The sequence below is a fragment of the Roseiflexus sp. genome (assembly GCF_057785375.1).
The window spans coordinates 15,437-38,829 of record NZ_JBYNRX010000037.1 but is presented as its reverse complement, the minus strand read 5'-3'; the positions used below and the strand labels follow the sequence as shown (position 1 = coordinate 38,829).

General features: G+C 59.8%; 25 protein-coding genes and 1 other annotated feature. Of the genes, 13 read left to right on the top strand and 12 right to left on the bottom strand.

Annotated elements, in window-relative coordinates:
* The 7 genes from AC3EA7_RS06945 to rplL form a co-directional block, all read left to right on the top strand.
* Positions 1-141, top strand: a 141-nt coding sequence (locus AC3EA7_RS06945) for an EF-Tu C-terminal domain-related protein (RefSeq protein ID WP_488613274.1), incomplete at its 5' end; no start/stop codon positions are given.
* 115 nt (positions 142-256) lie between these two features.
* Positions 257-511: a preprotein translocase subunit SecE gene (secE, locus tag AC3EA7_RS06940; RefSeq protein WP_488613309.1), complete on the top strand. Its 255-nt coding sequence runs from the start codon at positions 257-259 to the stop codon at positions 509-511.
* A 23-nt stretch (positions 512-534) separates the two neighbouring features.
* Positions 535-1,119: a transcription termination/antitermination protein NusG gene (nusG, locus tag AC3EA7_RS06935; RefSeq protein WP_488613308.1), complete on the top strand. Its 585-nt coding sequence runs from the start codon at positions 535-537 to the stop codon at positions 1,117-1,119.
* Between the two features lie 19 nt (positions 1,120-1,138).
* Positions 1,139-1,564 (top strand): 50S ribosomal protein L11, encoded by a 426-nt coding sequence (gene rplK / locus AC3EA7_RS06930; protein WP_488613307.1) that lies wholly within the window; start codon positions 1,139-1,141, stop codon positions 1,562-1,564.
* Positions 1,565-1,617: 53 nt separating this feature from the next.
* Entirely contained in the window at positions 1,618-2,340 is a 723-nt protein-coding gene (gene rplA, locus AC3EA7_RS06925; protein ID WP_488613306.1) for a 50S ribosomal protein L1, read from the top strand.
* Between the two features lie 60 nt (positions 2,341-2,400).
* Positions 2,401-2,548: a sequence feature (ribosomal protein L10 leader region), on the top strand.
* A gap of 15 nt (positions 2,549-2,563) precedes the next feature.
* Positions 2,564-3,127: a 50S ribosomal protein L10 gene (rplJ, locus tag AC3EA7_RS06920; RefSeq protein ID WP_488613305.1), complete on the top strand. Its 564-nt coding sequence runs from the start codon at positions 2,564-2,566 to the stop codon at positions 3,125-3,127.
* A gap of 83 nt (positions 3,128-3,210) precedes the next feature.
* Entirely contained in the window at positions 3,211-3,633 is a 423-nt protein-coding gene (gene rplL, locus AC3EA7_RS06915; protein ID WP_488613304.1) for a 50S ribosomal protein L7/L12, read from the top strand.
* 286 nt (positions 3,634-3,919) lie between these two features.
* Here rplL and AC3EA7_RS06910 read toward each other — a convergent pair whose 3' ends face one another.
* Together AC3EA7_RS06910 and cysS are read right to left on the bottom strand one after the other, a co-directional pair.
* Positions 3,920-4,432, bottom strand: a complete 513-nt coding sequence (locus AC3EA7_RS06910) for a Uma2 family endonuclease (RefSeq protein ID WP_488613303.1) — start codon at positions 4,430-4,432, stop codon at positions 3,920-3,922.
* A 15-nt stretch (positions 4,433-4,447) separates the two neighbouring features.
* Positions 4,448-5,653: a cysteine--tRNA ligase gene (gene cysS / locus AC3EA7_RS06905; protein ID WP_488613302.1), complete on the bottom strand. Its 1,206-nt coding sequence runs from the start codon at positions 5,651-5,653 to the stop codon at positions 4,448-4,450.
* A gap of 103 nt (positions 5,654-5,756) precedes the next feature.
* On the opposite strand from cysS, the gene AC3EA7_RS06900 reads away from it, so the two are divergent.
* Together AC3EA7_RS06900 and AC3EA7_RS06895 are read left to right on the top strand one after the other, a co-directional pair.
* On the top strand, positions 5,757-6,869 hold the full coding sequence (locus AC3EA7_RS06900; RefSeq protein ID WP_488613301.1) for a glycosyltransferase family 4 protein: 1,113 nt from the start codon (positions 5,757-5,759) through the stop codon (positions 6,867-6,869).
* Positions 6,870-6,880: 11 nt separating this feature from the next.
* The gene (locus tag AC3EA7_RS06895) at positions 6,881-8,104 is read left to right on the top strand and encodes an MFS transporter (RefSeq protein WP_488613300.1); all 1,224 of its coding nucleotides are present in this window, start codon (positions 6,881-6,883) and stop codon (positions 8,102-8,104) included.
* Positions 8,105-8,365: 261 nt separating this feature from the next.
* Here AC3EA7_RS06895 and miaA read toward each other — a convergent pair whose 3' ends face one another.
* Positions 8,366-9,286, bottom strand: a complete 921-nt coding sequence (miaA, locus tag AC3EA7_RS06890; RefSeq protein WP_488613299.1) for a tRNA (adenosine(37)-N6)-dimethylallyltransferase MiaA — start codon at positions 9,284-9,286, stop codon at positions 8,366-8,368.
* 42 nt (positions 9,287-9,328) lie between these two features.
* On the bottom strand, positions 9,329-10,231 hold the full coding sequence (locus tag AC3EA7_RS06885) for a PHP domain-containing protein (protein WP_488613298.1): 903 nt from the start codon (positions 10,229-10,231) through the stop codon (positions 9,329-9,331).
* Positions 10,232-10,568: 337 nt separating this feature from the next.
* Here AC3EA7_RS06885 and AC3EA7_RS06880 point away from each other — a divergent pair, with 337 nt between their 5' ends.
* The 3 genes from AC3EA7_RS06880 to AC3EA7_RS06870 all read left to right on the top strand — a co-directional run bounded on the left by AC3EA7_RS06880 (position 10,569) and on the right by AC3EA7_RS06870 (position 11,536).
* On the top strand, positions 10,569-10,820 hold the full coding sequence (locus AC3EA7_RS06880; protein WP_488613297.1) for a type II toxin-antitoxin system HicB family antitoxin: 252 nt from the start codon (positions 10,569-10,571) through the stop codon (positions 10,818-10,820).
* Complete coding sequence (locus AC3EA7_RS06875) at positions 10,817-11,029, top strand: type II toxin-antitoxin system HicA family toxin (protein WP_488613296.1); 213 nt, start codon at positions 10,817-10,819, stop codon at positions 11,027-11,029. Before AC3EA7_RS06880 ends, AC3EA7_RS06875 begins: the two co-directional genes overlap by 4 nt.
* Before the next feature lie 81 nt (positions 11,030-11,110).
* Positions 11,111-11,536: a gamma-glutamylcyclotransferase family protein gene (locus AC3EA7_RS06870; protein ID WP_488613295.1), complete on the top strand. Its 426-nt coding sequence runs from the start codon at positions 11,111-11,113 to the stop codon at positions 11,534-11,536.
* 234 nt (positions 11,537-11,770) lie between these two features.
* Here the strand turns inward: AC3EA7_RS06870 and AC3EA7_RS06865 are convergent, their stop codons facing one another.
* The 3 genes from AC3EA7_RS06865 to lgt all read right to left on the bottom strand — a co-directional run bounded on the left by AC3EA7_RS06865 (position 11,771) and on the right by lgt (position 15,946).
* Entirely contained in the window at positions 11,771-13,480 is a 1,710-nt protein-coding gene (locus AC3EA7_RS06865) for a bifunctional sulfate adenylyltransferase/adenylylsulfate kinase (protein ID WP_488613294.1), read from the bottom strand.
* A 3-nt stretch (positions 13,481-13,483) separates the two neighbouring features.
* The gene (locus AC3EA7_RS06860; RefSeq protein WP_488613293.1) at positions 13,484-14,917 is read right to left on the bottom strand and encodes an alkaline phosphatase family protein; all 1,434 of its coding nucleotides are present in this window, start codon (positions 14,915-14,917) and stop codon (positions 13,484-13,486) included.
* A 198-nt stretch (positions 14,918-15,115) separates the two neighbouring features.
* The gene (lgt, locus tag AC3EA7_RS06855; RefSeq protein ID WP_488613292.1) at positions 15,116-15,946 is read right to left on the bottom strand and encodes a prolipoprotein diacylglyceryl transferase; all 831 of its coding nucleotides are present in this window, start codon (positions 15,944-15,946) and stop codon (positions 15,116-15,118) included.
* Positions 15,947-16,154: 208 nt separating this feature from the next.
* Between lgt and AC3EA7_RS06850 the strand changes: the two genes are divergently transcribed.
* Complete coding sequence (locus AC3EA7_RS06850) at positions 16,155-16,463, top strand: DUF433 domain-containing protein (protein WP_488613291.1); 309 nt, start codon at positions 16,155-16,157, stop codon at positions 16,461-16,463.
* A gap of 3 nt (positions 16,464-16,466) precedes the next feature.
* Here the strand turns inward: AC3EA7_RS06850 and AC3EA7_RS06845 are convergent, their stop codons facing one another.
* The 5 genes from AC3EA7_RS06845 to AC3EA7_RS06825 form a co-directional block, all read right to left on the bottom strand.
* Positions 16,467-18,005, bottom strand: coding sequence for a sulfatase family protein (locus AC3EA7_RS06845; RefSeq protein WP_488613290.1), 1,539 nt, complete (start codon positions 18,003-18,005; stop codon positions 16,467-16,469).
* 299 nt (positions 18,006-18,304) lie between these two features.
* Positions 18,305-20,392 carry a SulP family inorganic anion transporter gene (locus AC3EA7_RS06840; RefSeq protein WP_488613289.1) on the bottom strand — a complete coding sequence of 696 codons (2,088 nt, stop codon included), beginning with the start codon at positions 20,390-20,392 and terminating at the stop codon, positions 18,305-18,307.
* Between the two features lie 146 nt (positions 20,393-20,538).
* Positions 20,539-21,255: a BglI family type II restriction endonuclease gene (locus AC3EA7_RS06835; protein ID WP_488613288.1), complete on the bottom strand. Its 717-nt coding sequence runs from the start codon at positions 21,253-21,255 to the stop codon at positions 20,539-20,541.
* Positions 21,218-22,348 carry a DNA-methyltransferase gene (locus AC3EA7_RS06830; RefSeq protein WP_488613287.1) on the bottom strand — a complete coding sequence of 377 codons (1,131 nt, stop codon included), beginning with the start codon at positions 22,346-22,348 and terminating at the stop codon, positions 21,218-21,220. The genes AC3EA7_RS06835 and AC3EA7_RS06830 overlap by 38 nt, the downstream gene beginning before the upstream one ends.
* Positions 22,349-22,524: 176 nt before the next feature.
* The gene (locus AC3EA7_RS06825) at positions 22,525-23,346 is read right to left on the bottom strand and encodes a ComEC/Rec2 family competence protein (protein ID WP_488613286.1); all 822 of its coding nucleotides are present in this window, start codon (positions 23,344-23,346) and stop codon (positions 22,525-22,527) included.
* Positions 23,347-23,393 lie beyond the last annotated feature (47 nt).

Below are 23,393 nucleotides of genomic sequence, written 5' to 3'. Positions count from 1 at the left end.
GAGATGGTGATGCCGGGCGACAACATCGAGATGATTGTGGAGTTGATCGTGCCGGTGGCGATCGAGGAAGGGTTGCGCTTCGCCATCCGCGAAGGCGGACGCACCGTCGGCGCAGGCGTCGTCTCGGCGATTGTCGATTAGACGATGCGCAATGCAATCCAGGCGTCTGCTGCGGCCTGCGTTCCTGCCGGGCCCTGGTAGACGCCTGATTTATGTATCAGCAGTGCGTATCTGCTGGTAGAAAGCATGATCGATAATGACGGTTGTCAAAGACAAAGATAAAGAGTCGCAGAATGCGCTGGCGCGCGCATTTCAGAATGCTATTGTGCAACCAATGCGCGAGTCGCGCGCGGAGATGCGCAAAGTCGTCTGGCCCACCCGCGAAGAAACAATCCGTCTGACGGTTGTTGTTATTCTGCTATCAGCAGTGATGAGCGCTATTCTGTTTGCAGCGGACGCCCTCTTCTCATGGCTGCTGCTTCTGCTGCAGAATGCGGTTGCAACGCTTTAGCGTCTTCGGAGGCGAGGAAAGCCGTGGCTGAAGAGAAAAAAGAACAGGCAATCCAGGACGAGTCGGATATACGTGATGATGATCGTCGCTGGTATGTGATCCATACCTACTCTGGCTACGAGAACAAAGTCAAACAGAATCTGCTCCATCGCATCGAGACGATGGAAATGCGCGATCAGATTTTCAATGTGATCGTGCCAACTGAAGAAGAAATTGAAATCAAAAATGGTCAGCGCCGCACGGTTCAAAAGAAAGTGTTTCCTGGATATGTGCTGGTGCAGATGAAAATGAACGACAACTCCTGGTATGTCGTTCGCAACACGCCGGGCGTGACCAGTTTCGTCGGGCACGGGAACAAGCCGACGCCGCTCGAGGAGGATGAGGTGAAGGCGATCCTGAAGCAGATGGAACAGGAAGCGCCCAAGGTGAAGGTGAGTTATCAGGTTGGTCAGGCGGTCAAGATTACGGATGGTCCGTTCACCGACTTCGAGGGGATCGTGGACGCCATCGACCATGAGCGTGGTCGGGTGCGGGTGCTGGTCTCGTTCTTCGGTCGCGAGGCGCCGGTGGAACTGGACTTCCTCCAGGTGACGCGCCTGGTCGAATAGTTGTGCGAAGGAGCGCTCTGTGGCCAAAAAGGTTACCGGGGTAGTGAAGCTGCAACTGCCTGCTGGCAAGGCGACGCCTGCGCCGCCGGTCGGTCCGGCGTTGGGCGGTTACGGCATCAATATCATGGCGTTCGTCAAGGAGTATAACGAGAAGACATCGTCTCAGGCGGGGAGTATTATCCCGGTCGAAGTGACGATCTATTCGGATCGCTCATTCACGATCACGCTGAAAACGCCGCCAGCCGCCGATTTGCTGCGCAAGGCGGCAGGTGTCGAAAAGGGTTCCGGTACGCCAAATCGGAAGATCGCGGGAACTATCACGGCAAAACAACTGCGGCAGGTGGCCGAGCAGAAGATGGCGGATCTGAATGCCAATAGCATCGAAGCCGCCGAGAAGATCATTGCCGGCACGGCGCGCAGTATGGGGATCAAGATCGTCGAGTAATCGTGAGTATGTGGGAGGGGTCGCCCCCGCTGGCACCACAAGGAGTGTCTGCTATGCCACGCCGCCACGGCAAAAAGTATCTCGATGCGCTGAAAAAGATCGACCGGCAACGTCTCTATACGCCGGAAGAAGCGATCAAATTGCTGAAGGAAACGTCGTTTACCACATTCGACCCGACTGTTGAGGTGCATTTGCGGCTCGGTATCGATCCGCGCCACGCCGATCAGACGATCCGAACCACAGTCTCATTGCCGCATGGCACTGGCAAGACGGTGCGGGTGCTGGTGTTCGCGCAGGGTGAAGCGGCACAGGCTGCCCGTGAGGCGGGCGCCGATTTCGTCGGCGCCGATGACCTGATCGCCCGGATCGATAAGGAGAATTTCTTCGATTTCGATATCGCCATTGCGACCCCCGATATGATGGGGAAGGTTGGGCGCATCGGGCGTAAACTCGGTCCACGCGGGTTGATGCCGAATCCGAAGAGCGGGACGGTCGTGCAGCCTGAGGATCTGCCGCGCACGATCCGTGAGGTGCGCGGCGGGCGCGTTGAGTTCCGCAATGATAAAACCGGTCTGCTGCACGTGGCGGTCGGGAAACTGAGTTTCAACGAGCAGCAGATCTATGACAATATCGCTGCGTTGATGGAGGCGGTCAAAGCCGCGCGCCCCGCTGCTGCAAAAGGGACGTATATCAAGAGTGTGACTTTTGCCAGTACGATGAGTCCTGGTGTTCGAGTCGATCCGTCGGCGGCGCAGGCAATGAAATCCACTGCCTGAAACGGTTGATGAAGAGGAGTTGCTCTCGCGTATAGCACTGCCGAACTCGTTTCGGCGTACAGGTCAATAATGTAAGCGCCGCAGACAGCGGGTGCGTGTGCTTAATGGCTGCGTGCCGCCCGCCGAGGCAGCTTCCCGATCCGACGCGATAGGTGTGTTCGCGGGTTGCTGCGTTTGTGTGCGGCAACCCGCGTTTTTTTATGACTGAAAGGAGGTGAAATCAGTGCCAACCCAGCGTAAGATCGAGACCGTCGCCGATCTGAAACAGCGCCTCGAGCGCATGCAGGTTACCGTTGTTGCCGACTATCGAGGACTGTCGGTTGCCGATATGACCGACCTGCGCAAGAAGTTGCGCGACAGCGGCGCCGAATTTGTGGTGGCAAAAAATACGCTGACGCTGATCGCTGCGCGCGAGACGGGTCACGAGGCGATTGAACCGCTGCTCGAAGGACCGACGGCTCTGGCGTTTGCGTATGACGATGTGCCAAAGTTCGTCAAAGCGATCAATGAGTTCAACCGTGGTCCAAAAAAGATTACGGTGCGCGGCGGGTTGCTCGGCACAACGCTTCTCAAGGAGAATGTGCTCGATACCGTCGCCAGTTTGCCGACGAAAGAGGAAGTGCGTGCGCAGGTGCTCGGCGGACTGGTGGCGCCGGTCACCGGTCTGGCGGGCATTATCGCTGCGCCGGTCAATGATATTGTCCAGCTGCTCGATGCTACGTCGAAGAGTATTCTCTACGCACTTCAGGCGCGCGTTGATCAGTTGCAGCCATCGTCAACTTCATAACGTCCATGTCCCTGCATCATCCGCAGGAACACGGCGAATTCGGTGGAGACGCTTTCTATTCTCAATAAGGAGAAACAACATCTATGGCTAGCGAAAAAGTCGAGGCAGTCATTGCGGGTATCGAGGCGCTGAACGTCCTCGAACTGGTGGAATTGAAGAAGGAACTGGAGTCGCGCTGGGGGGTGACCGCTGCTGCTCCGGTGATGCCGATGGGTGGGATGATGATGCCCGCAGCCGCAGCCGCGCCTGCGGCGAGTGATGGCGGAGCCGCAGCCGCGCCTGCGGTCGAGGAGAAGACGGAGTTCGACGTCATTCTGTCTGCCATTGGTCCAAACAAGATCCAGGTCATCAAGGCGGTGCGCGAACTGACGAATCTGGGGCTGAAGGAGGCCAAGGACCTGGTCGAAGGCGCGCCCAAGCCGGTGAAGGAGGGCGTCAGTAAGGAAGAGGCGGAAGCGGCAAAGGCAAAACTGGTCGAGGCGGGCGCTTCGGTCGAGATTAAGTAGTCGCCTCGGACAATGGATCGTTGCCCTGTCTCCTTGTGCGCTGTCACCGGATAGGATAGTCGACGAGCGGTATAGTGAGCCTGCGCTTGCGCAGGAACAGAGCGGAGGGGGTGTGTAGATGTTGCAGGCTGCACCCCCTTCGCTTTTTAGCAGCGTGCCGACGTCTTGTCTGTACAGCAGACGCGCCCGTTGTTGGAGCGACTCCTCCGGCGTGGATAGCGAGCGCTTGCAGGATGCACAGCAAACCGGTCAGATGGCCATTCACGGTCGGTGGCGGTTGCAACGTTCACGGAATGGCACAGCAACATCCACATTCGAGGTTTAGCGTCGTCGGAGAGGGACGTGTGGATGCGCCGGTTGGGGTGTAATGCGTGACCCGCTGCGCGTGCGGATCGACAATGACGACGTCGCGCAATCCGTGCCCCAGATAGAATGGCGGGTTGAGCACAACGTCTTTGTATTCGTATCCCGCGCTGATCACTTCGATAACCGCGACGGGCAGGATGGTCAGCGCTGTATCCTGGGCTGGTGGCGGTTCGCAAAAGATGGCAATATCCGGTCGCTTGAGCGAACCGTCGGGGAAGCGGATCGCAACGTCGGCAAGGTGGTAACACATGCACGCGCTGCTCCTGTCCGCCAATGGCGCAATTGACGCCCGGATCCGGTCAACGATCATTTGGTGACGTGAACCGGGTTGCGCTTCCCAGGTGGGGATGCCTGCCGTTCGTTCGAGTTTGATTGCGCCAATACGCAGCAATTCAGACAGTTCATCACTGTTGGGAGCATACGGATTGGACACGCTGATCTCCTCTGCTTATGCCGCTGCCCAGAAACCGAAGACACGCGCCATTTCACGTAACGCAGATTGAGCGCCGGCCACATTGTAGCCGGAGGCGGCTGCTTCGAGAATGGCGGCGCTCAACGTGCTGATCTGTGTCAGCGCCTTTGGCGTGTCCAGGTCATCGTCGAGCGCGGCAAAGTATGCCTGAGCGAATGGTTCCGGGTTCAACGGATCGCCCTTTGAGTCGCCCTGCACTGCGAGCGCCGCTTTGAGCCGTTCGACTTGCTCCTCTGCTAGCGGTACATCGAACCGGACGTATTCAAAGTCGTTGCGATAAGGGAAGGAGAGCAGATACCAGCGCAGTGCATCGGCGCTGTGCTGTTTGAGCGCATCCTTGATGAATACCAGATTGCCGAGCGACTTGCTCATCTTTTGACCGTCGAGCCACGCCAGCCCGCCATGCACCCAGAAGTGCACGAACGGGCGTTTGCCGGTGTATGGTTCGGTCTGCACGATTTCAGACGGATGGTGGGGGAAGATCAGGTCGCGCCCGCCGCCGTGAATATCGAGTTGCGGTCCAAGGTAGCGGGTAGCCATCGCGGTGCATTCGATATGCCATCCGGGGCGTCCTTCTCCCCAGGGACTGGGCCAGGTCGGTTCGCCGGGACGACTGCGCTGCCAGAGTACGAAGTCGAGCGGGTCGTCTTTGAGCGGGTCATTCGGGTTGTTGCCGCGTTCGTTTGCCAGCGCCAGCAACTCTTCGTACCCTTCCACCCGCGCCATTGCGCCGTAGGTCGGTTCGGTCGAGACATCGAAATAAACGTTGCCGTTGCGCACATAGGCGTGTCCCAATTCGACCAATCGCGCGATAATCGGGATCATTGCGGCGATTTCTTCCGACGCTTTCGGAAAAAAGTCGGGCGGGATGAGATTGAGCGCCCGACAGTCTTTGACAAACTGTTCAGTTTCGCGACGCGCCAGTTCGTCCCAGGGAATGCCGTCGCGCGCAGCGCGTTCGAATAACGGATCATCGACATCAGTGGTATTCTGGCAGTAGCGAACCGTACCGCCACAGTGACGGATGTAGCGGATCAGTACATCGAAGATCAGGAATGTATGGGCATGACCGACATGCGTCGTATCGTAGGGAGTGACGCCGCACACGTATAACGTGAGCGGACGATCGCGCGGGATGAGCAACTCGGCTTTCTGACCGCGCAGGGTGTCGAAGAGCCACATGACTGGAAATGTCCTCCTGGTACGGGAAGAGGGAAATGCAAGCGACGCCGGGTGTGCAGCGGATCCAGTAGTATTATAGCACAGGGGTCGGATCGGCAAAGATATGCATATCGGCATCGACATCAGTCGGATGGCGACGACGGCGCGTACCGGCACCGAGCACTATACCAGCGAAGTAGTGGCGGCGATTGCGCGGCGCGATACGGTCAATGCTTATACGCTCTACTGCAACCAGCCGCCTGCGCGCCTGCCGCCGCTCGGCGCGAACATGACCGTGCGCTGCATCCCGCTGCCGCGTCTCTGGACGCACGTGCGACTGTCGGGCGAGGTGCTGCGGCGTCCGCCGGATGTGCTGTTCATTCCGGCGCACGTGCTGCCGCTTGGCGCGCCGCTCGTCCGCCATATGCGAACCGTGGTGACAGTGCACGACCTGGGGTATCTGCGTTACCCGGAGGCGCATACTGCGGCGCAACGGCTTTACCTTCGGTTTTCGACGATCTGGAGCGCGCGCGCCGCCAGCCATCTTATTGCCGTCTCCGCAGCCACGCGCAGCGACCTGGTGCGGCTGGCGGGGGTCTCACCAGCGAGCATCACGGTCGTGCATCATGGCGTTGCGGAGCGGTTCCGCCAGCCGGTTGCCGACCCGGCGCGGGCAAGAGCGATTGTTGGCGGGGACGAACCGTATTTTCTGTACGTCGGCACGGTGCAGCCGCGCAAAAATCTGGTGCGGGTCATCGAAGCCTTTGCAGATACCAGCAGGCGATTGGCAGACGCCGGCATTGCGCCGATCCTGGTAATTGCCGGTAAACGTGGCTGGCTCAGCGAAGGCATTGCGCAGCGCGCCGCCGAATGTGGTGTTGCCCATCGTGTGCGGTTCGTCGGGTATGTGGCGGACGATGATCTTCCGGCGCTCTACCGCGAGGCGCTGGGGTTCGTCTTTCCATCACTGTACGAAGGATTTGGAATGCCGGTGCTCGAAGCGATGGCGTGCGGCACGCCGGTGCTGACGTCGAATAGTTCGTCGTTGCCGGAGGTGGCAGGCGATGCCGCGCTGATAGTCGATCCGCTCGATGTCGGAGCCATTGCGGAAGGTCTGGCGCGCCTCGCCTGCGACGCGGCGCTGCGCCAGGATCTGCGCCAGCGCGGGTATCAGCGCGCTGCACAGTTTACGTGGGACCGCTGTGCTGAAGAGACGTTACGGGTTCTGTACGGCTGAAAGAGGGATGTGTGTTTTCATTCGCCGCTCGCGCTCGCTCGACAATGGCGCGGATCTCGCCGCAGGTCTGGCGTGTTCTGGCGCACAGTCTGCTTTTCGGGCTGGCTGGCAGCATTGCCGATCTGCTCTTCAACTTCTACCTGGTAAGCCTGGGGTATGGCGCCGACACTGCCGGTCTGATGGCAACGGTGTATCGCGGCGCAGGGGCGTTGCTCGGATTGCCGCTCGGCGTCCTGATTGACCGTTTGGGCGCTCGGACGCTGCTTGTGGCAGGAGCGATCAGTTTTGGCATTGCCTATGCGTTGTTGTTGATGGTGTCGCAACTCTGGGCGCTGATCCTGTTCGTCTTTCTGGCGGGTGCAGCGAATGTACTGGCGCTGACGGCGGTGGTGCCGTTGCTGACGGGCATCACCAGTGCGGGGGAGCGAGCCGCAGTATTCGGTATGAACGCATCGGCAGGGTTGATCATTGGTCTGGTCGGCAGTAGCGTTGGCGGATTGCTGCCCGGCGCGGCGGCGCTGGTGCTGGGCGTCGATGCGCGTGACACCGATGCCTACCGGCTGGCGCTGTCGGTCGTCGTCGTGCTGGGATGCGTCTCGGTGGCGCCGGTGCTGATCGGGTTTCGTGCCAGCCCCGCGGCGACTGAACCAAGCGCCGTGGTTGCCGCCGAACCGCTGCGGCCGGCGACTTCGCTGCGTCTGGTGCGCTTCGCACTCCCCTCGCTTCTGCTGGGGATCGGCGGTGGTCTGTTTCTACCGTTCCAGAACCTCTTCTTCCGTACCGTATTCGGGCTGAACGACGCGGTCGTCGGGGTGATGCTGGCGATGGGAGCGCTGGGCATGGGGCTTGGGGCGCTCATGGGCGCGCCGGTCGCTGCGCGTTTGGGGTTGCGGCGCGCGGCGAGCCTGCTGCGCTTTGGAGCAGTGTTTGCGGTGGTCCTGATGCTGACGCCGTTACTGCCAATTGTGGCGGCGGGGTACATGCTGCGTGGCACATTCATTGCTGCAAGTTACCCATTGAATGACGCGCTGGTGATGCAGTTGACGCCGGCGCAGCAGCGGGGAGTCGCCATCAGCCTGATGAGTGTCCTCTGGTCGCTCGGCTGGTCGGCATCGGCGTGGGTTAGCGGGCAAATTCAGGTGACCTTCGGTTTCACGCCGGTGCTGGCGGCTTCGCTTGTGGCGTATGTATTATCGGCATGGGCGATCTGGACGATACGGGAGAGTCAGGGTTGAAGGTTGAAAGTTGAAGGTGCGAAGGTTGTTTTCCCTCCTTCGCGCCCCTTCGTGCGCTTCGTGGATCATCTGAGTCCACCAAGGACACGAAGGCGCACGAAGGGGGGAAGTTGTTCTGATGAAGCTCACACAACGGCGCAACGGCACAGAGGGCCCGCTCGATCGGACGTACCTGCGAGCGGAGGAGCGCTGTATTCTCATTTCTTCGTGCCTCTTCGTGCGCTTCGTGGATCACAAAAGGTCGTCCACTGAGGGGCGCCCCTACGATGCGCCGAATGTTTGTCGGGCAATCGCTGCGGCGCGCTGGAGGAGATCAGGGGCGTCGGCGGGCAGGGTTACGACGCCGGGCAGGCGGCGGAACCAGGCGGGCTGGCGGCGCGCAAAGGCGTGGGTGTCGTACTTGAGGCGAGCGACGGCTTCTTCGAGTGTGGCGCGCCCCTCGAAGTACGGGCGAAATTCGCGGTACCCCAGCCCCGACATCGCGGGCAGGTCCCAGTGATAGCCGCGCTCCAGCAGTCCGCGCACTTCGTCGAGCAACCCGGCAGCCATCATTGTATCAACACGCGCATCGATACGGTCGTACAACACCGGCGCCGGCAGGGTCAGCCAGATGGTGGTGGTGCGGTAGGGAGGCGGCTGCATCGAACGCTGCTCAGAGATCGGTTTGCCTGTGACTTCGTAGACTTCCAGGGCACGAATGATGCGGCGCACATTGCCCGGGAGAATACGAGCAGCGGCAACCGGATCGACTGCCTTGAGACGCGCATAGAGCGCTTCGGCGCCCAGGTCCGCCGCCTGACGTTCGAGCGCAGCGCGAATGTCGGGACGCGGCGCAACGCGCGGCAGTTGCCACCCCTGCAACACCGCCGCCAGGTACTGCCCGGTTCCTCCCACCAGCAGCGGTGACTTCCCGCGCGCCGCAATGTCAGCGATCGCGGCAGTCGCCATATCCTGGTACAGCGCCAGCGAAAAATCTTCATCCGGATCGACGACGTCGATCAGGTGATGGGGCACAGCCGCACGTTCAGCCGGCGTCGGCTTGGCGGCGCCGATGTCCATCCCCCGATACACCTGGCGCGAATCGGCGGAAACGATCTCACCGTCGCATAACCGCGCCAGGTGCAGGCTCAGCGCCGTCTTGCCGACGGCGGTCGGACCGACAATGGCGAGAAGAGGTATCACTCAGGAGCGCCCTTGCACCGTACAACCTTCAACCTTCCTGCCCTAACCAAGCCAGATCGGATTGGTCCATGCCTTTCGACCCGTCTCGTCCACCACCGTTACTCGAATGTACGGAACCTCGCGGATCCACGGCACAGGCAGTTCGCACGCTGTGATCGCCTGACCTAACTGACGCTGCGAGCGTTCGTCGGGACCAGAGACGAACACAGCGCGCGCCGGGGAGCAGCGCACTGCCACCCGTCGATCATCGATATCGACATCGTCGATCTGCGGTCCCTGGGAGGAATAGAACGCGCCGGTCTTGAGCGCCTCCAGGATCGCGTCGGGAGACAGTTCCTCAGCGCGCACCTGCACCCATGCCACGAATGTGTCGGGACGAATGTAGAAATGCGCATCATCGGCGGCGTATGCCAGCAGTCGCTTTCCCTTTGCCAGCATCATATCGCCGAAATACCAGCTATCGCCGCGGTCGTTGTCCCAGGCGGCGGTGGCGTTGAAGACCTCGACGGCGTGGGCGGCGTTGATTGATAAGCCGTCTTCGAGGGTCAAATTGTACCAGGCAGGATGGGCAATGCCAACGAACGCGCCTGCTGCGGCGGCGCGCGCCGCGAGCGCCGGTCCGGTCTCGTCGGAAGCGGTTGGCGCAAAGTCAGGCGGCAAACCGACCGCGACGATATGCCACAGCCGACCGGCGGATGTCTGTGGGGCGTGCAATTCCGCGCCGAGAAGGGTAGTGAACTGCGCGCTGCGGAAAGGGCGGGTATCGGTGATTGGAAAATAGTGCTGGGGCAAAAAATGGTCGGTCAGCGCCAGAAAATCGTACCCCTGCGCGCGATAGGCGGCGACAACGTCCTCCGGCGACAGTTCACCATCGGAGACAGTGGAATGGGTGTGCAGATTACCGCGGTAGAAACGACCGGGCTTGCGGAATGGCAGTTGATCCATGGGTTTCCTTGTACTCTCCCTTCACCTCTCTTGTTGCCGTAGCAGGAGTATTGTACACTGTGTGATGGGAGTTGCTGCGAGCAGCGCGAGGGGCGAGGGGCGGGGGGCGAGGGGAAAGGCGAGAGAGGCGAGGCGAGAGGGTGTGAGGGGCGAGGCGAGAGGGTGCGAGGGTGCGAGGGGCGAGGGGCGAGGGGCGAGGCGAGAAGGGTGCGAGGGGTAGGTTGAAGGCGGGAGAGAGTTGAACGTAGAACGTTGCGGGTGGGAAAGAGGTTGCAGGTGATGATGTAAGTCTATAATCCTGGATGTCGAAAGCACGCCAGTCGTGCAGGAGATACTGATGAGCCGCATTTACAAACTTCCTCTTGTGCTTGAACCGCAGCCGGAAGGCGGTTATACGGTAACCTCGCCTTTGCTGCCCGAATTAGTGAGTGAGGGAGATACGATTCAGGAAGCGTTGCACAATGCCAGTGATGCATTGCAGGCGCTTCTGGATGGTTGGGAAGCATTAGGGCGACCCATACCCGCCGTCTTGCACCCCTCGCCTCCAGATGCGCCCATCTGGGTTGAAACCGTTGTGGCAGCGCCGTGAAGTACCGCGAGATAGTTGCCAGATTGAAAGATCTGGGTTGTGAAGAAATTCCGCGAAAGAGCCAGGGTTCACATCGAATCTGGCATAATCCATGCACAGGACGTATTGCTCCGCTGCCAGATTGGGGGTCAAAAGACATCAAGATGGGTACATTACGAGCATTTTTGCGACAGTTGGGCATTGATTGGGATGAATTCCAAAAGCAATAGCGGGAAGAAATGGACGCGATTTGTCATATCTCCCGATCTTCGGAAGGAGTATGAATATGGCTAACGTGCTTTATTTCGCCTATGGCTCGAACATGTGCTCGGCACAGATGCGAAAGCGCATACCGGACGCTGAAAAGATCGGCGTGGGCAGGCTTGCAGGCTACGCTCTGGTATGGGAAAAACAGAGTAAATATAGATGGTTCTGCAAAAGCCAACATCATCGAGCGTGCGGGATCGGAAGTGTGGGGCGTTGTGTATCGGTTGTCTTCCGATGATATGAGGAAAATGGACCAACACGAGGGCGGCTATGAGCATCAGCATGTGACCGTTCTCTTACAGGACGGCGCCGCGCTCGAGACCGTCACATACATCTCTAACCAGAGAACACAGGACATTCTGCCAACCCGTGAATACTGGCAACTGGTAGTGGACGGCGCCGAAGAACATCACCTGCCTGCCGACTACATCGCTACGCTCAGAAACGTCATGTGCCGTGATGGGTCATGAGGCGCGCTTCTTTCTGCCGCAACACCGGCCCTTACGTTCTCTGTCCGGTATGACCACAAGAACGGACACTTCTGTGGGCGCCTGCAAGGGTTGTTGTAATAATGGCATTCCTGCGGACCACCGGGAGTCGCCCCGACGATCACAACCGCTATAGTGGCAGGGGCAGGCCTCTGTGCCTGCCCCGTCTGCAATCGATACATCACCTCCGTCGCGGGCGACAACGCCAAGTAACGGTCAGGTCGATCGTGTCAGAAAGCCGCGTTCCTCCAGCAGCGCCACAATGCGCCGCGCACACTCGTCCGGCGTGGTATCGACCGTTGTGAGGTGCACTTCCGGCGCCACCGGCGGCTCGTAAGGGTCGTCGATGCCAGTAAAGCCGGTGATCGCGCCGCGTCGAGCGCGGGCATACAGTCCTTTGGCGTCGCGCTGTTCGCAAACTTCGAGCGGCGTATCGACAAACACCTCGAAGAAGCGGTCTTCTCCAACCATTTTGCGGCACTCGTTGCGCGCAGCGCGGTACGGACTGATTGCTGCGCAGATCGCCACCCCGCCGTGTCGCGCGATTTCACCGGCGACGAACCCGATCCGAAGAATGTTGGTGTCGCGATCTTCACGGCTGAACCCAAGCCCCTTCGACAGATGGGTGCGCACCACGTCACCGTCGAGCAGGGTGCTCTGTCGCCCCCGTTCCAGCAACATCGCCACCAGCGCCTCGGCAATCGTCGATTTCCCTGCGCCACTGAGACCGGTGAACCAGACGCAGAATCCCTGACGGTGACGCGGCGGGTAACTCTGCGCCAGGATTGCCGCCGTTTCGGGGCGGGTGAACCATTCCGGCAGCAGTTTTCCTTTCGCCAGATATTCCTCCCGCACCTGTGTTCCCGAAATCGTCCAGACACGCGCCCCCGGCGGTACGGCGGTTTCTTCAACGTACTCATCGGTGTCGGGGAGATAGACGTATTCGCGGAACGGCACCATCGTAACGCCGATTTCATCCGTGTACTGCGCGACCAGTTCCTGCGCTTCGTATGGTCCGTAGAACGGCCTGCCGCGACTGTCGAGTCCTGGACCGGCGTGGTCGCGCCCGACGATAAAATGGGTTGCGCCGAAATTGCGGCGGATGATCGCATGCCAGAGCGCTTCACGCGGACCGGCCATGCGCATCGCCAGCGGCAGAAGGCTGAGCAGTGTGCGCTGCGGATCGTAGTAACGCTCGACCAATGCGCGATAGATCCGCACTCGACTGTAATGATCAATATCGTCGGGGCGGGTCAGCCCCACCACCGGATGGATGAGCAACGCGCCGCCAACCTCCGCCGCAGCGCGCTTCGTCAGTTCTTCGTGGACGCGGTGGAGCGGATTGCGCGTCTGAAAGGCGACAACGCGCTCTGCTCCCATTTCGTGCAGAATCGACCGCACTTCAGCCGGCGTGCGACGCAGTTCCACAAAATCGTAGTAGCGTGGCAGACGCACCACCCGCAGCGTGCCAGAAATGTACGTGTCACCCCACGTGCTCATTTCCGAAACCAGTGGGTGGCGCGGATCGTTGGTGCCGAGCGTCAGGCGCGCTTCCAGGCTGGCATCCCAGGAGAACGCCTCTTCGATATCCATCACGGCGATCAGTTCGTTTCGCGCATCGCGAAGCGCCACGCGATCACCAAGGCGCGCCAGCGTCTTACCATCGACCGGTAGTGTAATCGGCAGCGGAAAGAGCGTGCCGTCCGCCAGTCGCATTTCGTGCAGCACACGTTCGTAGTCGGCACGGCCCATGAAACGGTCGAGCGGCGAAAAGCCGCCGCTTGCCAGCAGTTCGAGATCGCACAGCGCGCGCGCCGAGATCTGGATCGCCGGAAGGCGCACCGCTTCTTCGAGGAGCGCGCGGCGCTCCTCGCCAGACACGAGCAGATTAATCAGACGACCACCATACGGCGGAATGAGTGGCATGAACTATCCTCCAATTGAGCTATCCTCCGGCTCAACATCCAGCGTTGCCCCGCGCAGCCCGGCCGGGGCTGGCAGGTTGAACCGTCTCAACAAGGTAGGCAGTATATCGTAAATCCGCGCGTTGTCGAGTCGTCGTCCGCCGCCGGGATGTTGCGGGTCGTGCCAGATGAACATGCCGTACTGCGCATGGTTGGCGTCATCAGGACCGGTATCGTTCTCCTGAGTGAAAATCCCCTCGCCGCCGATCGTTCCGACGGCGCGCCATCCGAGATCGCCAAAGTAGACGATCAGATCAGGCGCGACGCCGCGCACCGCACGATAGAGTTGCTGCGGCGTGAAGACGCGATTGCCGAGCGAGCATCCATCCGGTCCGGTCATGGCTTCCAGACGCGCTGCGAGATCGGTGCGCACACGTTCGTACTCTGCTGGCGGAATAACCCCCTGTGGCTCACGCCCGCGCACATTGAGAAAGATGCGTCCGTAGTAGCCGCCGGCGCCCCACACGCGCGTGCGCGACCAGTCGACCTCAACCTGATCGAGGTTCGTCGGCGTGTTCGGCGCCGTCTGAACGACCAGATCGCCCTGCTCGATCAGCCACTGGTTGATCCGCACCCCTCCCATCAACGGGCGCGCGCCGTGGTCCGATACGACCAGCACCGCCGTATCGGGTCCACAGTGCGCCAGCAGATCAGCAATCCGCGCATCCACGTGACGGTAGTATGCACGAATCGCGTCAGCAAAGGGCGAATCGGGGACAAACAACGGATGGCGCGGGTCCATATGCTTCCAGAATGCGTGATGGATGCGATCCACCCCCATGTCCACCAGCATCAGGAAATCGGGACGATCCTCTTCGAGCAGCGCCGTTGCCGTGGCGAAGCGCTGGTCGCACATGGCGTAGATGTCGTGCAAGATACGCTGTTTATCGTCGGAACGGAAATCCGGCACATCGAGCAGGTATGGATGTCCCGGCGTCGCGGCTGCGATCCAGGCAGCGATACGTTCAGCCAGCGTCGGCGGAAAGGTGTACTCCACGTTGGTTGAAGGCGCCAGGAAACACGAGACAAGCGCGCCACTGACCGGTGTCGGCGGATAGGTTCCAGGCACGCCGATCACTGCGACGCGCCATCCTGCTTCACCAAGGATGTTCCACAAACGGGGAAACCGAATCGCGCGACTATCGGCGACGACCATGCGTCCGTAGGAGCGATCAGCGCGGTTGCGAAACCCGTAGACGCCAAGTTCCCCGGGGTCGCGCCCGCTCATCATGCAACTCCAGGCAGGCACTGTGATGGCCGGGATGCAACTCTCCAGTTCGCCATAGACCCCCTCTGCCATCAGGCGGCTGAGGGTGGGCAAATCGACGCGCCAGCGGTCGAATACCAGCAATGGTTCAGCGCAATCGAGGCCGATGATGAGTAGTCGAGGATGTGTCACAGGTGAGAACCAAGAAGCAAGAACTGAGAACTAATAGAGCGATCAACCAAAACCCGGACCATCAAGCCGGACCATCAAGGACGTAGAGCGGGCTGACGTTGGCTGAGCCTGTCGAAGCCAACGTCAGCCGCAAGGCGGTCAACACGGGCCATTATTGTGCAACATCTGGTTGTTCGCTCTATAAGAACCAAGAACCCTCTAACCCCTAACCCCTGGTCTATGCCGTCGATAGAGCAACATAGCCGCACCAACGACGGCGGCGAACGAGAGAATATGCACAGTGTTGAACGGCGTCCCCGGGAAGAACCAGGAGTCGGTGCGCAGAAACTCGATAAAGAAGCGCCCGAGCGGGTACCATACCAGGTACATGAGCAGCACGTCGCCATCGTGCAGGCGGTCGCCATAGCGCCGCCAGATCGAAAAGATCAGCGCAAAACCGATCAGGTTCCAGAGCGACTCGTACAGAAACAGCGGGTGGAAGCGCGTCGTTTCCGGGAACGCCGTCAGATCGCGGTAGGGACCGATGCGATGATCGGGATCGATGCGCAACCCCCACGGCAGGGTCGTCGGCGGACCGTACAATTCCTGATTGATAAAGTTTGCCCACCGCCCGATTGCCTGCCCCAGCGGTAAACCGAGCGCAATGGCGTCGGCATAGACCAGGAGCGGAACCTTGCGGACGCGCGCGAACGCCCATAATCCTAACACCCCGAACATAAACCCGCCAAAAATATGCAGGCCCCCCTCCCACACCGCCAGAATACTGACCGGATTGGCGAGGAAGCGTCCAAGTCCCTCCGGTCCGCGCGGCGACTGGATGAAGACATAATAGAGGCGCGCGCCGATCAATCCGGGAATGAGCACCCAGAATAACAGGTCCCACACCGAGTCGCGGTCGAACCCGCGCCGCTCGACGTGGCGCGCGCCAACCCAGGCAGCCGCCAGAACGCCGGTCATGATCAGCACGCCGTACCAGCGCAGCGTCAGCGGACCGAGCTGGATGATAATGGGGTCAACAGGTGGGTACATATGCCTGCGAATGCCTGTCCGAATAACTCTAAGCCTCTGTCATTGCAAGGAGCGTAAGCAACGAAGCATCTCCCTGCGAAGTATACCAGAGTTCTCACCGTAGCATGAGAGCCACGAGGGTGAGAGTCGCAGACCACAGACGCTGCACCTCACAGCAACCGGTCAAAACTGATATAATGGTGCATAGGTGTGAGTCAAAGGGAGCCGTATGTCAATGGTTGCAACTGCCTATCCGCATATTGTCATTGATGACGAGGGCATACCCTGCATTGCTGGCACGACGATGAAAGTCGTCGAACTGGTGCTTGATCAAATTGCGTGTGGCTGGAGCGCTGAGGAATTGCATTTTCAGCATCCCTATCTCTCGCTCGGACAGATCTACTCTGCACTTGCCTACTACTGGGATCACAAGACTGAGATCGACCAGGACATTGCTCGTCGTCAGGCGCGCGTGGCCGCCCTTCGTCAGACAACGCCTGTTGCGCCTTTCATAGAGCGCCTGAAATCACAGGTATAGCGCCTACTCCAGATACCCCAGCTCTCTCAACCGCCGCTGCACAGCGGGATCGTCCACGCCTTCGGCGCGCCGGATCAGCGGCGCGACGGCGCTGGCACGTCGCACGAATGCGCCAAGACGTTCCTGTAGTTCTTCGACGCGCTCCGGCAGGATCGCCGCCAGATTGACTGTTTCGCGCGGATCGGCGTCCAGGTCGTACAACTCGACGTGATCATCGCCGGTCTGGATCAGTTTGTACGAGCCGCTGATCACCGCACGACGCGGCTGGTCGAACCGACGAGCGCGCGCGAGTTCCGGTTGGCGCCGCAGCATGATTCCCAACACATTCTGCAACGGTTCCGCTTCGACAAAGACCGTGCCGCCGTCGGGGTCGGATGCTGGCGACTGCGCCAGCGACCGATCGCGCTCGATGCCGCTGGCAAGCCCGGCGGCGCTCAACAACGTGTGGAAGACGCGCCGCAGTGAAACGGTGTGATCAACCACTGCACTGCGTTGGAAGTCGCCGAATGGATCGCGCACCATCAGTGGTACATGCGCCAGTTCGTTGTATGCCGACACCGTATGCCCGACCAGACCCTTCTCTCCCAGGTGATCGCCGTGGTCGGCGCACACCAGGAGCAACGTCCGGTCGAGCGCGCCGCTTTCGCGCAGACGCCGCAGGAATGCGCCGATATGCGCATCCTGGGTGGCAACTTCAGCGTCGTATACATCACTGAGCAGGCGACGGTAGTGTTCATTCGCACTCGAAAAGGGCGCCAGCCAGCCAAATACATCGCCGTTGAAACGGTGAACATAACGCGCCGCCTCACGATTGCGGATCACGTCTGGTGCAAATTGTTCGAGCATGCGGCGGTCGGGATGGTATGGCGTGTGGACGCCCATGACGTTGATGAAGGCGAAGATCGGCTGATCGTGCGCCACACCACGCCGCTCGATCAGCAGGCGCGCCGCATCGTTGAGCGATTTGGGCGTGTTGCCTTTGAAACTGAGCGCCGTCTGCCATAGCGGCACCATCAAGGGCGTAAAGGCGAATTCCAGCATTGCCTCTGATCGCGCAAATGCATCCTGAATACGGGTGAGCGCCTCCGCCAGACGCCCCTTGAACCACTGGCGGTACCGGCTGATCAAGCCGGGATGTGCGCCGGCCTGGTTGGGGCGCGAGGTCAGCAGACCGCTGTAGTTCAGAAAACTCTCGAAACCGCGCCGCAAACCATTGTTGACCACGCCGACCAACGGATTGTTGCAGAACGCTGCGGTCATATACCCGCCTTCGCGCAGGCGTTCCGCCAGCGTCGGAATGCTTGCAGGAAGTTTCGCCGACGACTGGTTCGTTGCGTGTTCGGAAGCGTAGAGACCGGTAAACATCGACGCATGCGAAGGGATGGTCCATTGCGAAGTGGCGAACACGCGACGGAACAGGGTCGCTTCAGCGGCGAGTTCGTCGAGGTGGGGCGATGTCGGGCGGGAATAGCCGTAGCATGAAAGTCTATCGATACGTTGGGTATCCAGCACGAGCAACACAATATCGGGGCGCCGGCTCACAAAAAATCCTCCTCCGGGAACGGATGTCTCGTTCGGATTCCTTTAGTATAATACCACGCAGCGGGGCGAAGAAGGGGAATGAGCGCCAGGAACGTCGGGGATTCGGCGTTAGAGAACCTTTCTCGCCTCTCGCCTCTCCCATCCATCAAGGACACGAAGGCACACGAAGGGGCAATCCAACCTTCGACCTTTCACCTTCCCACCTGCAACCCGCGACCCTCCCTGCACCCCTCCTCTTCTCACCTCTCGCCGCTCACCGCTCGCCGCTCGCCGCTCGCCGCTCACCGCTCGCCTGCTGCCTATCCAATCGCCATCAACAGGTCACTTGCCTCCCACGCCAGCATGCCGCCGTGCAAAATCATCACTTGCTCGAACCCGCGCCTCATCAGTGCGGCGGCGGCGCGTTCACTGCGGCGGCCGCTGCGGCATACCAGCACGACAGAACGATCACGGTTCACGCTTTCGGGGTGGGTGAGCAGTTCATACAGCGGCAGCAACTCAGCCTGCGGGATGTGCCCCTGGCGATACTCGCGCGGCTCGCGCACATCAATGACGCGCGGCGGGGAGGGACTGCGGATCTGACGCCATAATGCACGCGGTTCAATCGTTGGTATCTGCGATGGCGCACCTCGTTCCGGCAGCAGCGGAATGGCGTCGGGAGGGAGCAGCCGCTTCGGCAGGTTCTGGCATTCGCGAAATGCGCGCACCTCACATTCGTAAATGCACACTGCCGGATCGAGAACGCGGTGGAAGAGATGGTCGATTGCGCGATCTTCGTCCAGAAAATGGTTTTCTCCCACATACTGCGTAAAACCGGTCACATCCATCATCTGGCGCACCGTCTGACGCACCCGCACAAAATAAACCCCGCCACCGCGATCACGGTAGCGGCGCACGATCGTCCGGAGCATCTTGATGCCGCTGACATCACACCGCTGCACGCTGTGCATGCGCAACAGAAGAAATCGCTGAGTCGGGTTTCTGGTCAGCAAGGCGTTCATCTGCTCTTCGACGTGGTTGACGGCGCCAAAGTAGAGATCGCCGAGCACATCGACGACTGCCATCTGCGGGCACATCGGCAGATGCGGCTGATACTCCCAGTGGCGGAAGTCAGCGTCTGGCAGCACGCTCTGGACACGCGGCGCGCTGGTGCGCCACAGATATGCGCCGAGCGACATCAGCACGCCACTGATGATGGCAAATTGCAGCGGCACGAGAAGGGTCGCCGCCAGCGTAATCAGCGAGATCGCGCCATCGACGCGGTCGGCGCGCCAGGTACGCCGGATCGCCTCGTGATCGACCATGCTCCAGGCGGTGATCGCCAGCGCGCCTGCCAGCACCGGGCGCGGCAGATGCGCGATCAGCGGGGCGAGCGGAAACATGGCAAGCAGCACGAAGATGCCGGAAAACGCATTCCCCAGGCTGGTGCGCGCCCCTGCCTGAAAACTCAGCGCCGACCGGTTGAAGGAACCGGAACACGGATAGCCGGAAAAGAATCCAGCGCAGATATTCGCCAGCCCCTGTCCGATAAACTCCTGATTGCTGTCGAGGCGTTGCTGCGAGTGCGTCGCAATCGCGCGCGCGATTGCCGAAGCTTCAACCAGCCCGATGATCGCCACTGCCAGTGCCCCGTTCGCCAGCGCCCCAATCAGGTTCAGGTCGAGCAGCGGCAGATCGGCGAGCGGCGGAAGCGCCTGTGGCAGCGCACCGAGTGTGCGCACGCCCGATTCCTCCAGGCGCAGCGCCCAGGCGATCAGCGACACAACCACCAGGGCGATCAGGAGGGTTGGCAGGCGTCGTTGCAACCGTTGCAGCACAGCGATGAGCGCAATCGTCGCAATACCGAGCAGAAGACTCGGCAGGTGGGTGCGCCCGATCTGTTCTGCGCTCAGAATGAAGGTGTCGATGAGACCGGCGCCCATCGGCAGATCAAGGCGCAGGATGGGCGCAATCTGATTGGAGATGATCAGAATGCCAGCGCCAGCCGTAAACCCGACAGCGACCGAGTCGGAGACGAAATGGACGAGCAATCCCAGACGCGCCAGCCCGAAGATAAGACGCAGCGCCCCCGCCAGAACCGCCAGCATGCCCGCGAGCGTCATGAACTCAGGCGTACCGGGCGCTGCAAGCGGCAGAATGACCGAGAGGGTGAGCAGCGATGCCGTATTCGTCGGACCAGTGTGCAGATGGCTCGACGACCCCCATAGCGCGCCGACGATGGATGCCACAATTGCGGAATACAGCCCCATTTCCGGCGGTAGACCGGCGAGGAGCGAAAACGCCAGCGCCTGCGGCAGCAGCACAAGCCCGACGGTCACGCCCGCCACCAGGTCGGCGCGCAGCGTGTCGAGGGAGTAGCCGCGCATCACCTCAACGGGTCGCGCCATGGTTGCGGGGAATTTCTGCAATGCAGCAAGCATGGAGTGAGAGAACAGAGAACTAAGAATCGAGAACTGAGAACTGGTCCTGGACATTCAAGATTGGATGTTGGCGGGACGAATCTGCATAACACGCAGCAGTGAAAAATTGTGTTTTATGAACTCCATTGAAACACTTCAGGGGGCATCGGGATATGTTGAACGCGCCAGGGCGCCTTCGCTTTCAAACGCGCGAAGCTCAATCGTACACGAAATTCCTCGCCTCGAGCGGGCGAATTACGTCCGGCGAGCCAGATGGTATCATCTACGTTAGCGTTATATCGATCCTGGAGCAGTCCGTTCGGAATAGCAGCAATCGTGATGCTTCTTAACTCATTAACATCATGTTGATTGCGATCATAGTTGTACTTTACGAAAATGGTTGTCGTTATATACTGAACTCCTCTCAAATCTATCACTTCGGGGATTTTACCTTTTATTTTGACTTCTTTTCCAGATCGGTTTTGCCTGACCTCCATGGAAAGTTGAGAGAGCTGCAACGTTACAGTGCGCTGATCGCTTATTTTCTCAGACTTTGAATCGATGAAAAGCGCCTGTCTGACCGCATATTCAGGGTGAAAAAGGTAGCGGGCTCGCTTATAATCGATCTTGCAGAACAACCGCTGATTTATCCTGGACATGCCGAGTCTGTCCAGAGCTTCTCTGGTTATATCCTCACCGATATCCGATACCAGATCAAACTCAGCCTTGAAGATATCTTGTGCGAGATCCCGGTAATCATAAATGGCCTGAGTTACCATACGTGAGGTGGATTTCTCAATATCTTCGACGATATTAAGATTGTTCTTTATATTGTTCAAATCCATCATCATACCGACGCTCTGGCAAGGTTTGTTGAATAAATTTCTCTTTTTCCTTTTCTATTCGTTTTTTTGCAAGTTTTACATATTTTTCCAGCATTTCTATGCCAATATAGTGGCGACCTTCCTGAATTGCTGCGATTGCGGTTGTGCCGCTTCCTATAAAACAGTCGAGAACGATTTCCTCGGGATCGGTAAGCAGCCTGATGACTCTGGAGGGCAGCTCGACCGGAAATTTCGCCTCATGGTCATCATTGCATCTTACGGATGGAATATACCATACCCCCCTCGACCCCCAATGTTTCCATTCTTCTGGAGAAAGTCTCTTTCTGTCGAATTTGGTGATGCCTGGTTTCCAGAAGACATAGAGATATTCAAACTCGTCCACTGAACGATAGGAAAGGCTTGCCCAACGAGAGTTCTCCCATGCCGCATCCTTCACCCATATCCTTCGATCATACGGGTACAACCCGGCCTGCAACGCCCAATCCTCGACCATCCCGCCAACTATCTTAACCCTCGTTTGTACTTCGTATTTCCCGCCGCGAATATTGTTGCCGTGCAGCCGGCGGTCAATCGTCTGCTCGCTGCAACCGAGAAGCTTTGCGAGTTGATAACGATTATATCCGGGATGTTGTTCAATTGCTTTGAGAACATCCTCTCTCGTGACCGGCGATCGCTTCCTGTTCACCGCCTCCGCCTGAATGCGAGGCATTGTCTGGTCTTTGAACACGAGAATGTCGGCAATATTGATAACCAGGAACCCGCCGGGCTTGAGAATGGGGAAATGGAGACGTATGACGGCGCTGAGCAGGTTCTGCCATTCATCGAATGAGAGATGCTCTTCGTATTCTTTTCCGACAAAATAGGGCGGCGACCAGACGCTCAGGGCAATGCTGTTTGGCTCAATGTGAGGAAGCAGTTGCCGCGCATCGCCGCAGTACAGCGCATCAGGTTGCAGGAAGCGGTGCGCTGAGCGAGTCGAAGCGGTGTTCGCCTCCTGTTCACTCTGACCGTTCATCGGATACAGGTCACGAAACGTTTCCTGCAAATCGCGCGGCAATCGGTCAATCCGCACAGGAATGTGTGGCGAGTCGTCGATCATTGGTCAACTCCTGTCGTGCAGCGAACCGGTGTTCTGATTATATCATACGCCGGATCAGACCTGCTTCCGTGCTCGCATCTGAGCGTCGCCGTCGCCGATCCCGCCTTCCTTGGGGCGACCCGCACGGTCGCCTCTCCTCCGCCTCTGGTTGACGTGGTATGCAATCGGATCGACCCTTATCGCCCCGACTGCACCGAGGTGATCACCCACGCGCGGCGTCCGTCGCTTACCCACTCGATGTCGCCATCCACCCGTTCGTGGTACAGGCGCGCGCCGCCGATGGCGCGTTCATGGTAGGTCTGCTGCGGCGCGTGCCGTGTCTGGTAGCCGTCACTGTACACAATTGCAGCAGGACGCAACGACTCAACCAGGGGGGTGTGCGGGTCGTGCTGCCAGGGGTAGACGAGCAGCGAGGCGCGACGATCCGCCTGGCGTTCGAGCATGTCGGGCGCGGCGGTATGTGCAAAGACCACGCTCGTCGCGCCATAATCGAGGCGCAGCAATGCGCCCTGATCGTTGCAATCCAGCACCCGGAACGTCACGTCATCGATCTCCAGACGCTGCCCGGTGCGCAGCGTGAGCACCGGTGTTGTGTGGTACGCCAGCGCCCGGCGCCAGGCATCAAATGTGGCGTTCGGCGCCGCAACCGGCAGCGCCAGCGCTCGTTGCGCGCGGTAGCGTTCCAGTGCTGCCACCTGCCCTGGAAGATGTTGCCCGTCGAATGAGGTCATAACCACCAACGCCAATTCGCGCCGCCAGAATGGCAGACGCCTTCCCAGCGCCGTCACCAGCGCATCCGGGTCGGCGCCGCCGTCGATCAGCAGGTATCTGCCCGCCGGAGTCTGCACCACAACAGCGTCGCCAGCAAGCGCCGGGAAGAACACATGGAGGCGCCCATCGGGACGCTGCATCCAGGCGAGCGCCAGCAACGCGGCGACCATCAACCCGATGCGGGGCGCAAAACGGAGAAGGAGAGACGAGTCTGATGATGCAGCCATAGCAACCTTCGAGTATGCGCAGGTCGCGCGGCTGCCTGCCGTTTACG